This is a genomic window from Acinetobacter sp. UBA6720 (genome assembly GCF_002454215.1).
Taxonomy (GTDB): Bacteria; Pseudomonadota; Gammaproteobacteria; order Pseudomonadales; family Moraxellaceae; genus Acinetobacter.
The window spans coordinates 139,551-151,913 of record NZ_DKIK01000089.1 but is presented as its reverse complement, the minus strand read 5'-3'; the positions used below and the strand labels follow the sequence as shown (position 1 = coordinate 151,913).

Below are 12,363 nucleotides of genomic sequence, written 5' to 3'. Positions count from 1 at the left end.
TTCATATACGGGTACAGGGGTAAACCTTGCAAAATGTTGTGTAGCTCTTCATTGCTATCTACATCAAAAATACTGATGTTTGAGTACTGACCTGTAATACGCCAAATATGTCGCCATTTGCCCTGAGCTTGTAGCTCTTGCGAATATGCTTTTTCGACTGCTTTAATTTCACTGGCAGTTTCAGCAGGCATATCCAGTGGAATGTTTACATCCATACGTACGTGAAAAAGCATGTGTAACTCCTAAACGGTTAAGACGTCGCTTAAGCGCGGCGCAGCTGATCAATCTTGTTTTCATCCAACTCAATACCGAGTCCTTTGCCTTGGGGTAGATGTAAGGCGAAGTCAGTGTATTGAAGTGGGATTTTTAAAATATCTTGGGTTAACAACAGTGGGCCGAATAACTCGGTGCCATAAGCTAAATTTTCAAAGGTCGAGAACAAATGTGCCGAAGCAATCGTGCCGACCGCACCTTCAAGCATGGTGCCGCCATATAGGTCAATTCCTGCTAAGTTGGCAATCTTCGCGACTTCATGACCTTCGATTAGTCCACCAGACTGCGCCACTTTGACTGCAAAAACAGAGGCCGCATTAGTTTTGGCTAAACGGTAGGCTGAGCTCGGCCCCATGAGCGATTCATCCGCCATGATGGCAAGATCAAAACGTCGTGTTAAACGCTGCATCGCATCAATGTTGTCGATTGCACAGGGCTGTTCAATCAGGTCAACACCACCATTTTGTAGCAGTTGAATGCCTTTAATCGCATCTAGCTCAGACCATGCACGGTTCACATCGACACGAATGGAAATGTCTGAACCCAGTGCTTGTTTAATCGCAAGAACATGTTCAACATCTTCTTCTACACGGCGTGAACCGATTTTAAGTTTGAAAATATTATGGCGTTTCGCCTCAATCATTTTTTGAGCTTCAGCAATATCTTTTTCAGTATCACCAGATGCCAACACCCAAAGTACAGGTAAGCTGTCACGCAAACGACCACCCAACACTTCAGAAAGGGGTAAATCTAAACGTTGTGCTTGGATGTCGAGTAGAGCCGTTTGAATTGCACATTTGGCAAAACGGTTACCATTAATATTCTTTTTCAAAGCACGCATGGTTTGTGCGATGTTTTGAGCTTTAAGGGACTTTAATAAAGGGGCAAAATAAGTTTCAATATTGGTCTTAATACTTTCAGGGCTTTCTTCACCGTAGCCCAGTCCGCCAATCGTTGTTGCTTCACCCCAGCCGACAAAGCCATCTTCAGTGCTGATTTTCACCAATACAAGCGTTTGCGTTTGCATAGTCGCTACCGCCATTTTGTGTGGGCGAATAGTGGGGATTTCGACGAGTAAGGTTTCTATAGATTTATACATCTTAACTCTGCGCAGCCTTGCGTTGTGTACCTGATGTGATATACCTTAAAAGAATAAATATGAACTGTCGAAGATCAAATTAGCATTTTAATATATCTTAAAGGTATCAAAGGTCATGGAATTGAGACACCTCCGCTACTACGTAGCTGTTGTAGAAGAGCAGAGTTTTACCAAAGCTGCTGAAAAATTATTCATTGCACAGCCTCCTTTAAGCCGCCAGATTCAAAATCTAGAGGCTGAATTGGGAGTGCAATTATTTGAACGTGGCAGCCGTCCACTCAAGACCACAGAAGCAGGGCAATTCTTCTATCAACATGCGGTTAAACTTTTGTCTAATGCCGAAGAAGTAAAAACCATGACTCAGCGGGTGGGTTTGGTGGAAAAAACGGTAACGATGGGCTTTGTGGGTTCTTTGTTATATGGGTTATTGCCTAAAATTGTGTATTTATTTCGCCAGCAACAGCCGCATTTAAAAATAGAATTGATTGAAATGAGTACCAAAGACCAAATTCAAGCCTTAAAAGAAGGGCGTATTGATGTTGGTTTTGGACGTTTACGCATTTCCGATCCTGCTGTGCGTCGGGTTTTACTGCGTGAAGAACCGTTAATGTTAGCGGCACATTCTAGTCACCCTTTAACGGCACACAAGCAGGGTGTGTACCTGTCTGACTTGGTTGATGAAAATTTATTTCTTTATCCAAGTCATCCCAAGCCAAATTTTTCGACTCAGGTACAAAGTCTATTTTCAGAATATGGGCTCGAACCGAAACATTTAAAAGAGGTTCGTGAAATACAGTTAGCACTGGGTTTGGTCGCCGCTGGAGAAGGGATTTGTGTAGTTCCAGAAAGTGCAAGAACCATTCAACTCCCGCATTTGAACTACATTCCAATCTTAGATGATGCGGCAAGAAGCCCAATTTTTCTTGCGATTCGCTCTATGGATGAAAGTGAAGATATTCGCTCGCTATTTGATTGTATTTATCAGGTTTATGACCTCGAAGCGATCAAATATGACCGTGCTTTTATTTAAAATTTGAGTTTCAAATTTAACTGTTAAAACTATGCATATATTTAAAAATATGTGATTTAAGCCATCTAAGAGGTGGCTTTTTTTATGGCATTTTGTCGGCCAAAGAAGATTATTTCTAACCGATTTCATGCTCAATCATTTATATATGTATTTAATTATAAACAATAAAATTAGTAACCGACCTTAAAGGTATAAATATAGAGTTATTCGGTTTTGGACAAGAAAGTCACTTTTACTGCAATGTGCACAGCAACAGAACATTCGCAAGCAGGAGGCTTAAAGTGAATACAAATCCAGTTAATATCAACACGGTGGTCGATGAAGCCAAATTTACGCCCTTTCATTGGAGTGTGCTCATTTGGTGTCTACTGATTATTATTTTTGATGGTTACGATTTAGTCATCTACGGTGTGGCATTGCCACTTCTGATGCAAGAGTGGGGACTCAGTGCAGTACAAGCAGGCTTACTTGCGAGTACAGCCTTGTTTGGCATGATGTTCGGTGCAATGAGCTTTGGTACGTTGTCTGACAAATTGGGCCGTAAAAAGACCATTATGATTTGTGTGGCTATTTTTAGTGGTTTCACTTTTCTAGGCGCATTTGCAAGCAATCCTATTGAGTTTGGTATCTTACGTTTTCTTGCAGGGCTCGGCATTGGGGGAGTGATGCCAAACGTGGTCGCACTCATGACTGAATATGCCCCAAAGCGCATTCGTAGCACACTTGTTGCGGTTATGTTCAGTGGTTATGCCATTGGCGGGATGACCTCAGCTTTATTGGGTGCATGGTTGGTAACAGACTATGGTTGGAAAATCATGTTCTATATCGCCATCATTCCATTTCTGGCTTTACCGATTCTTTGGAAGTTTTTACCTGAATCTTTAATGTTCCTGACTAAAAAAGGCGAAACTGAAAAAGTCCGTGAAATTGTGCGAAAGATTGCACCTGAACAAGACATTCAACCAGAGACCACTTTTAAATTGAATGATGCGGTTGCAGGTGATGATGCACCATTAAAAGCATTGTTCCAACAAGGTCGAACCTTTAGCACCATGATGTTTTGGGTGGCATTCTTTATGTGCCTGCTCATGGTCTATGCGCTTGGAAGCTGGTTACCAAAACTCATGATTCAAGCAGGCTATTCGCTTGGTGCAAGTATGATTTTCTTATTTGCTTTAAATATTGGCGGTATGGTTGGCGCGATTGGCGGTGGTGCTTTGGCAGACCGTTTCCACTTAAAACCAGTTTTAACGACGATGTTCACTGTAGGTGCTATTGCACTGATTCTACTTGGCTTCAATAGCCCGCAAATGGTGCTGTATACCTTGATTGCGATTGCAGGTGCAGCGACTATTGGCTCACAAATTTTACTCTATACCTTTGTTGCACAGTTCTACCCAACAGCAGTGCGTTCTACAGGTATGGGCTGGGCTTCAGGCATAGGACGGATTGGCGCAATTGTCGGACCTGTACTGACAGGTGCACTGTTAACTTTTGAATTGCCACATCAAATGAATTTTCTCGTGATTGCGATACCTGGTGTGATTGCGGCTTTAGCAGTATTTATGGTGAATTTAAAAGTATCTGTTGATGGTGAAAAAGCTAAATCAAAACAAGTGTTTGATGCAGTTAAATCCACGGCCAATTAAATAATATTGAACCCATGAGTCTAGTGCATTAGTAGTAGGCTCATGTTAAAAACTGAACGAACTGTTAGAATCAATATGCTTTTTTATAAGTTGTTTTTAACGCAGTTTTAATGCGATAAAAGATTAATTTTAAAGTATTAAAAAAATTGCATTGCGTTGAATAACAGCAGTGAAAAAGAGATCCAAAATATTAAGAGTAAAAGTCAGGACAGACTTATATACACAGGACCCGTGTTAAATGAAACAATTTAAGAAGAATGCTTTAGTTGTCACACTATCTATGTTCAGTAGCGCTGCATTACATGCGCAAAGCAATACTACGACAGAAGTTGAACAACTGAGAAATGAAGTAAATGCGTTAAGACAAATGCTTCAACAGTACACTCAGCAACAACAGCAGCAAGCTGTTCAACTGAGTGCTGTTGAGCGACAAGTGTCAACAGCGCCTAAGACGGTTGAAAAAACGGGTTTGGGTTTAACCAAAGGTGGGGCAGAGTTCAATTTATACGGTAATGTTCGTATGGACGCATCGTATCAGGCTGAAGGTGGTGCTCGTGATATGCCCTATAATCAGATCAATAGTGTGCCTTTAGAGGGTAATGCTGAAAATAGCGATCGTTTAAGATCAACACTTTCAGCAACACGATTAGGTTTGGATTTTAAGGCACCCATGGCCGATCAGAACTTAAACGCTAAAATTGAGGTTGACTTTTTAGGCGGTACAAACCTTGATAATTTACGTATTCGTCATGCGTATTTAAATTATGGGAACTGGTTAATTGGTCAAACCTGGTCAAACTTTGCAACCCCAGACTATATCCCTGAAACGATTGATGCTTTGGCTTATGTGGGTGCTTCAATTAAACGTACCCCTCAAGTGCGTTATACTCATAAATTCACGCCAAATACCAACTTAGTTGCAGCCGTGGAAGATCCGAAAGATAGTAGCATTAGCCAACGTATGCCTGCATTTACCGGACGACTGAACCATAAGTTTAATGATGCATTATCAGTCAGTGGACGTGCAATGGCGCATGAAAAACGCATTCAAAATGAAGAAAAGTGGGCGTATGGCGTAGGTGTTGGTGCCAAATTTGACATCTCTCCGGTCACTTCGGTAAAAGCCGATTATTATCATGTCAAAGGCGATAGCAGCTTTGTATCCTTTACCAACTCGGGTGTTGTTTCAACGGGTACAAGTATTGAACAAAGTGAGTTTGACTCAATTACTGTCGGTTTAACGCAGAAGTTTAATGACAAGTTACGCGGCACGTTAGCTTATGGTTATATGACTTTTGATAAAAATCAGGACTATCTTGATGCTGTCGCTGATGATACCAAAATCAATAAAAACTTATGGCAGGCATGGGGGAATTTATTCTATAGCCCTGTTCAGCCTGTTAGTCTTGGGATTGAGTATGTCTACGGTGAACGTGAGGCGTTTGCACCTACGGCAAATGGCAGTAAGAAAGGTGAAGACAACCGTGTGAACTTGGTTGCGATTTATAACTTTTAGTCTTTGACGTGAAACTTCGCGCATAAGAACTGAAGGAATAATCCTTCAGTTCTTATTTTTTTATTCAATGTTTCGGTTTTTAAGCGGCCAATAACTGTTTAGCTGCAATACGATGTTCAGCTTGTAAGCGTTCTAAATCTACCGAGACTAGGTTTTGATTTTTTACGATCCATTGACCTTTGATCATTACATGTTCTGCTCGATCAGCGCCACAAAGTAATAGTGCAGCAAGTGGATCATGTGCACCTGAAAAACGAAGTTCATCTAGACTATAAAAAGCAAGATCTGCCTGATAGCCAACAGCAATTTGCCCTAAATGCTGTTCACGCCCCAACAGTTGTGCTGACCCTTTTGTTGCCCAGCCAAGAGCTAGCTCAGGCGTGATGGTTTCGGCACCGTATTTTAAACGCTGTAAATACATAGCTTGACGCGTCTCAAGTATCAAATTAGAAGCATCGCCAGAAGCAGAACCATCCACACCAAGTCCAATAGGAACACCTGCTTGTATGAGATCAAAGGTTGGGCAAATACCTGAAGCTAGACGCATATTAGAATGCGGACAATGACAAATTCCGACATGGGCTTGTCCTAAGCGTGTAATTTCCTCGGCATTAAAATGGATACCGTGAGCCAGCCATGTTCTGCTATTGAGCCAGCCTACGCTTTCTAAATAATCAACGGTTCGCATACCAAACATATGCATGCAAAAGTTTTCTTCGTCAAGGGTTTCTGCTAAATGGGTATGTAGACGAACGTCGTAAAAATCCGCCAGTTTAGCGCTTTCGCGCATAATATCTTGTGTCACAGAAAAAGGAGAGCAAGGCGCAAGAGCAATATTCACCATGGCGTCTTCACTACGCTGATGATAGCGCTGAACCAGACGCTCAGAGTCTTTTAAAATAGTATCTATTTCTTGAACAGTATGTTGTGGTGGTAAACCACCTGCATCTGAACCTAAGCTCATTGAACCGCGAGTGAGCATAACTCGTAAACCAATTTGTTGTGCAGCTTGTACTTGAATATCAATCGCGTCAGTTAATTGTTCTGGAAATAAATAATGGTGGTCGGCTGCGAAGGTACAACCTGAAAGCACGAGTTCTGCCAAAGCTACTTGTGTCGCTAAATGCAGTTGCTCTGGATTAAGCTTGGCCCAAACTGGATAAAGGGTTTTCAGCCAAGGAAAAAGTGGCGCATTTACAACAGGAGCCCAAGCCCGAGTTAGAGTTTGATAAAAATGATGATGGCTATTAATAAGCCCTGGCGTAATGACAAGATTTTTGGCATCAAATATTTCTTCAAAGGGTTGAGTAGGGCTGGCTCCTAGAGCAATCAGCTCAGTGATTTTCCCATCTGAAATCAGTAGTCCCCCGCGCGCATCAAATGCATTTGCAGTATAAATAGCCATTGGGTTTTTAATCCATATTGAAGCCATAGATCAACCTAAATATTTTATTTGATAGAACTACAGCAACTTTTATACCAAGCTTATAATTTATCAACACAAAAAATTAGAGCAGCGTCATACTGTTTTTGACTTTCTCCATTTGCTCAACTAAATGCTTAATCATGACCTGAGAAATGCGTGAAATTTGTCTTTTAGGCGCAACACAAAGTGCAATAGTGAGAGGATATAGACCCTTTTCATGGATTGGGCTAAAAATTAGCTTTTCATTTTGGATGAGGGGATATGCATCAATATACGACAGTAAGCCAATGCCCAAATTACGTTTTAATAGTGATGTCAACATATGGATATCATTGCACTCTGTTTTCTGCGATGGCGTAAATTTATGGTGCTTATACAATGCGTTGGCATAGTCATGAATAATGAGTGGTGCGCACGGAATTAAATGCTTAAAGCTAACTGTATCTGAAAAATTGATTTTTGGGGCTTTAGCTAATGGATGTTGTTTGGACATGACAAATCCGAGTGGGATTTCGATAAATGCCAAAACATCTAGATGATGATGTTCTTTGGGATTCAGCAAAATACCAAAATCAATTTCAGCATTGGCAATCATTTTTGCAACTTGATCACTGTCTTGGATTTGAATATTAAAATTGATCCAAGGATATTGCTGGTAAATATACTCAATAGAGTCAAGCACAAAACCATCACTTAATGCTGAAATTAATCCTAACTCAATATTCCCTCGTGACAAGCCCTGAATTTCATCAAACCTGACTCGTGTCATTTGGAATTCTTTTTGCCACTTTAAAAGGTCAGCATATAACATTTCACCTGCAAGTGTGAGTTTTAGGCCATTGGGCAAACGTTCAAATAATGGTACTCCTAGCTCTTCTTCAGCAAGAGCAATTTGGCGATGGACTGCAGACACTGAAATATAAAGTTGATCTGCGGCTTTTCTTAGACTTCCTGTTCTGGCAACAGCAATGAAATAGTCTGAAAAACGTGAAAATGGAGTGCTAATCGTCAAATGGATATACCCCAAGTATGTTTAAAAGCAAGGTAGAAAATGATTGAGCATTTTCCTAGACCGGAACAATGATAAGAATTAAGCGATTTCCATGCCAAAAACTGCAAAATCTCAGAGTTATGCGCTATGTGCAAACAAAAGGTGTTCTTATTTTTAGAATGAAATGTACGAAACATTCTAATAGACAGAATGTTATAAAAATCTTTATTTTTTAATCAAATACAACGGTTTTATCAACGAGGAAAAAATAGCTTGTTGATAGATAAATTGATGAAATAAAGAACCTTTTGTGAGTTAAATATGAATGCAATTCCAGTGCTTAATCTCTTTAGTCAACCGCATGGCAGCGACTTTGATCCAACGGATTGGAATATTTTAGCGCAGCATTGGTATCCAGTAGCGCGCATTCAGGATGTTACAGATAAACCGCAACAAGTCATTCTTTTAGACGTCAAGATGGCGTTGTATAAAACGGAAAGTGGCAGTATTCATTTAGTTCGAGATATCTGTCCACATCGAGGTGTACCTTTGACTAAAGGCTGGGTTAAAGGCGAAGACTTGGTCTGTCCATATCATGGCTTACACTACAATACTGATGGCAAGTGCGTCAAAATTCCTGCGCAACCTGAATTAACCCAAATTTCAGACCGTTTTTCTCTAACTAAATTTCCTGTGGTTCTAAGGTATGGTCTGATCTGGACCAGTTTATTTGGTCGCAATGAAACAGATGCGAATTTCCCAAATTTAGATACATGGGATCATGGTGAACATCAAGCAATTTTACCGCCATATGTAGATATCGGTGGTTCAAGTGGACGTCAACTTGAAGGTTTTATTGATGTCGCTCATTTTGCTTGGGTACACAGTGCTTCCTTTGCTGATGCCGATAATCCTGTGGTGCAAAAGTATTCAACAGTAAGAACAGACTATGGTTTACATACGGAATATGTCAGTGATGTCAGCAATTACCCACATGGCATGCAGCATTTAGCACCTGAAGGATTTTTATGGAAGCGGGTATTTGATGTTTATCCACCATTTTCAGCGATCCTGACCATATATTTCCCAGAAAACGGGGTGTTGAAAATTTTAAACGCCTGTTGCCCAGTCTCGCACAATAAAACCCGTTTATTTGTACCACTGACCCGTAACTTTGATACCACTGGAGACTTAGAAGCTGTTTACGCCTTTAATGCACAAATTTTTGCTGAAGATCAAGACATGGTTGAAAGCCAAAAACCAGAAGAGCTACCACTTGATATTGGTATGGAGGCGCACTTTGAAGCAGACCGTTCTTCGACCACATATCGTCGTATTCTGGCGGAGTGGGGTTTAAGTAAGCGTTATATCGTTTAGTTTTTAGAAATGGAGTAGATCATTGTGAATCAGCCGAGCCATGAACAGATTATTCGATTTTTAAAGCTTTCAAATGATGTTGGAAGGCGTGCAATCAGTTTAGGGCACCACCCATTTGGTGCAGTATTGGTTGCACCTGACCATGAGACTGTCCTGTTAACTCAGTGCAATATTGACACTGTAAATCATGCAGAGTCGACCTTAGCACGTGTGGCTGCAACCAATTATCCACCAGAATATTTATGGAACTGCACACTATATACAGCTGTAGAGCCATGTTGCATGTGCTCAGGTACGATTTACTGGGCAAATATTGGACGCGTGGTTTATGCCATGACAGAGGAAAAACTTTTAGTGTGTACAGGTAATCATAATGAGAACCCAACCATGAATGTTTCTTCACAATATATATTTTCTCATGGGCAAAAAAATATTGATTTAATTGGTCCAATTCTTGAACTTGAAAAAGAAACAGTAGATCTGCAAATGAGTTTTTGGGCCAATAGATAATATTATTATTTATTTAAATTTGGTTTATTGTCGATTTTTTATAATGCAATCATTTGGAGTTGATAATAATTTTTACTTGGTTAAATAATCTATGGTGGAACAAAAATGCATTTAAAACGAAGATTATTAAAAAGTGTTATGTTGTTTTGTGTCAGTGCTGGGACATGGATGAGTCATACCGTGTATGCACAGGATAAAGCCGCTTTTGTTTATTTAGGGCCGACCAGTGATCATGGCTGGTCATATTCACATGACCAAGGACGGATCAAAGCAGAAAAAATATTGGCAGGTAAATTTAAGACGTCTTATATTGAAAATGTACCCGAAACAGCCGATGCAGAACGGGTGATTCGTAATCTTGCACAACAAGGAAATAAAGTCATATTCGGAACGTCTTTTGGTTATATGAATGCTATGGAGAAAGTTGCGAGGCAATTTCCTAATACTGTATTTATGCATGCAACTGGCTATAAGCAAGCTAAAAACTTAGGTGTGTATGAGCTTAGAACTTATGAAGGGGCCTATTTGTTGGGCGTGCTAGCGGGACAGAAAACCAAGACTAATATCATTGGAGTTGTTGCGTCATTTCCTATTCCAGAAGTTGTTAGAAACATCAATGCATACACACTGGGTGCACAAAGTGTAAACCCAAAGGTGAGCACCAAAGTGATTTGGGCAAATACATGGTTTAATCCAGGAAAAGAGCGTGATGCTGCAATGGCACTCATTGCACAAAAAGCAGATGTGCTCATGCAAAACACAGACTCTCCTGCTGTGGTGCAAGCTGCACAGCAAAAAGGGGTGTATGCATTTGGTTGGAACTCAGACATGAGCAAATTTGGACCAAAAGCTCATTTGGCAGCAGCTGTATTACACTGGGAAAAAATTTATGAGCCAGTGATGAAACAAGTTCAGAATAAAACTTGGAAATCAACTGTTTATAAGTATGGTGTGAAACAAAATGCAGTGAATATTGAAAATTTTGGAGTAGCAGTTTCTACCGCTGAAAAAAATAAAGCGCTAGCAGTTCGAGACTCACTCAAAACAGGGGCAATTCACCCATTTTCAGGACCGTTGTATAAACAGGATGGCAGTTTAATTATAGCCAAAGGCAAAACGCTGACAGATGTAGAACTCAGCAAGATGAACTATTACGTCAGGGGTGTAGACGGCTCACTACCTAAATAAATAGTCATGACTAAATCGAAAAATAACCGCCTAGAGCTGTATGGCACACTCTGGGCTTTACACATGAGGGTTAAATATGAGTATTCCTGTTATAGATCTTCACTATGCTTTCCACCCAAATGCCAATCAGTTAGATGACATTGTGCGATCAATCCGAACTGCTGCAATGAGCTCAGGCTTTTTCTATGTGAAAAATCACTCGATAGATTTGGCTTTGGTGCAACGGCAGTTTGAACTTGCAAAGGAGCTTTTTGATTTACCTCAAAGTGTCAAAAAAAAGTATGACCAGAATAATAGTCCAAGTCATAGAGGTTTTGAGGAAATTGCAGCGCAAAAGCTCGACTTTACTGCTAAGGCCGACATTAAAGAAGGATTTTATTGTGGTAAGAACTATGCTCCAGATCATCCTTTTGTGGTCGCAAAATATCAAAATTATGGCTTAAATCAATGGCCGCATACGGAAGTGCCTGAAACTGAGGCGTTCTGCCAAGCATATATTGATGCCATGATGGGGCTCTCTGAGAGAATTATGCAGCTTTTGGCTTTATCATTAAATTTGCCAGAGCATTATTTTGATGAATGCTGTATAGATCCAATGGTAACACTAAGAATGCTACGCTATCCCGCTCATCCGAAAGATGCCGCTGCTGATACTTTTGGTGCAGGTGCGCACACAGATTGGGGTTCAATCACCATTTTAGCGCAAGATGATTTGGGCGGCCTAGAGGTCTGTATGCCTGATGGCGTTTGGGTTTCTGCACCACCGATTGCTGATACCTTTGTGGTGAATTTGGGTGATTTAATTCCAAGATGGACCAATGGCTTATATAAGTCCAATCCACATCGAGTTCGAAACTTATATTCAAATGGAAAGTCACGTTATTCCATTCCATTTTTCTATGGTCCGAGTTATTTCACACAAATTGATGCACTTCCTGGAACAATTCAGCAGGGAGAGCGCTCCAGTTACACATCATGTACGGCAGGAGAACATATGGAGGAGATGTATCAACGTTCGTTTGATGTAAAACCACAAGAAATTCCTGTTTATGAATAAAACCCTCATGTTCACTTTTTATTATAAAATTTATTTTATATAAATAATAACTGATGTGTATTTAAAATAAAAAAACCACCATAAATAATGGTGGTTTTTTATTTTATTGAAAAATTATTAAAATAATAAATATATTTATAGTGGTGCAGTTCTATTTTTCTAAATAGTTGGAACGAATATTGCTATTTATTAGAAAGAGGGTATGAAAGATCCATTTATATCGAGTCAATATATTTTTAGGTTAAAA

General features: G+C 40.1%; 11 protein-coding genes. 7 read left to right on the top strand and 4 right to left on the bottom strand.

Annotated elements, in window-relative coordinates:
* Both catC and B4F08_RS08420 read right to left on the bottom strand, forming a co-directional pair.
* Positions 1–233 (bottom strand): muconolactone Delta-isomerase (gene catC / locus B4F08_RS08425; RefSeq protein WP_291374118.1); only part of this gene is annotated, 233 nt, incomplete at its 3' end.
* Between the two features lie 29 nt (positions 234–262).
* Positions 263–1,372, bottom strand: coding sequence for a muconate/chloromuconate family cycloisomerase (locus B4F08_RS08420; protein WP_291374117.1), 1,110 nt, complete (start codon positions 1,370–1,372; stop codon positions 263–265).
* Positions 1,373–1,487: 115 nt separating this feature from the next.
* On the opposite strand from B4F08_RS08420, the gene B4F08_RS08415 reads away from it, so the two are divergent.
* The 3 genes from B4F08_RS08415 to B4F08_RS08405 all read left to right on the top strand — a co-directional run bounded on the left by B4F08_RS08415 (position 1,488) and on the right by B4F08_RS08405 (position 5,567).
* Positions 1,488–2,402 carry a LysR family transcriptional regulator gene (locus tag B4F08_RS08415; protein WP_086210932.1) on the top strand — a complete coding sequence of 305 codons (915 nt, stop codon included), beginning with the start codon at positions 1,488–1,490 and terminating at the stop codon, positions 2,400–2,402.
* Between the two features lie 281 nt (positions 2,403–2,683).
* Positions 2,684–4,051, top strand: a complete 1,368-nt coding sequence (locus tag B4F08_RS08410; protein WP_291374116.1) for an MFS transporter — start codon at positions 2,684–2,686, stop codon at positions 4,049–4,051.
* A gap of 238 nt (positions 4,052–4,289) precedes the next feature.
* The gene (locus tag B4F08_RS08405; RefSeq protein WP_291374115.1) at positions 4,290–5,567 is read left to right on the top strand and encodes a DcaP family trimeric outer membrane transporter; all 1,278 of its coding nucleotides are present in this window, start codon (positions 4,290–4,292) and stop codon (positions 5,565–5,567) included.
* Between the two features lie 79 nt (positions 5,568–5,646).
* Here B4F08_RS08405 and B4F08_RS08400 read toward each other — a convergent pair whose 3' ends face one another.
* Both B4F08_RS08400 and B4F08_RS08395 read right to left on the bottom strand, forming a co-directional pair.
* Positions 5,647–6,999 (bottom strand): 8-oxoguanine deaminase, encoded by a 1,353-nt coding sequence (locus B4F08_RS08400; RefSeq protein WP_086210929.1) that lies wholly within the window; start codon positions 6,997–6,999, stop codon positions 5,647–5,649.
* Positions 7,000–7,075: 76 nt separating this feature from the next.
* On the bottom strand, positions 7,076–7,999 hold the full coding sequence (locus B4F08_RS08395; RefSeq protein ID WP_086210942.1) for a LysR family transcriptional regulator: 924 nt from the start codon (positions 7,997–7,999) through the stop codon (positions 7,076–7,078).
* Positions 8,000–8,305: 306 nt separating this feature from the next.
* On the opposite strand from B4F08_RS08395, the gene B4F08_RS08390 reads away from it, so the two are divergent.
* The 4 genes from B4F08_RS08390 to B4F08_RS08375 all read left to right on the top strand — a co-directional run bounded on the left by B4F08_RS08390 (position 8,306) and on the right by B4F08_RS08375 (position 12,116).
* The gene (locus tag B4F08_RS08390) at positions 8,306–9,361 is read left to right on the top strand and encodes an aromatic ring-hydroxylating oxygenase subunit alpha (protein WP_119063939.1); all 1,056 of its coding nucleotides are present in this window, start codon (positions 8,306–8,308) and stop codon (positions 9,359–9,361) included.
* A gap of 24 nt (positions 9,362–9,385) precedes the next feature.
* Positions 9,386–9,871 carry a nucleoside deaminase gene (locus B4F08_RS08385; protein ID WP_086210927.1) on the top strand — a complete coding sequence of 162 codons (486 nt, stop codon included), beginning with the start codon at positions 9,386–9,388 and terminating at the stop codon, positions 9,869–9,871.
* 138 nt (positions 9,872–10,009) lie between these two features.
* A complete protein-coding gene (locus tag B4F08_RS08380; protein WP_228147033.1) occupies positions 10,010–11,059 on the top strand; it encodes a BMP family ABC transporter substrate-binding protein in 1,050 nt (349 codons plus the stop codon).
* Positions 11,060–11,135: 76 nt separating this feature from the next.
* Positions 11,136–12,116 carry an isopenicillin N synthase family dioxygenase gene (locus B4F08_RS08375; RefSeq protein ID WP_086210925.1) on the top strand — a complete coding sequence of 327 codons (981 nt, stop codon included), beginning with the start codon at positions 11,136–11,138 and terminating at the stop codon, positions 12,114–12,116.
* The last annotated feature ends 247 nt before the right edge of the window (positions 12,117–12,363 follow it).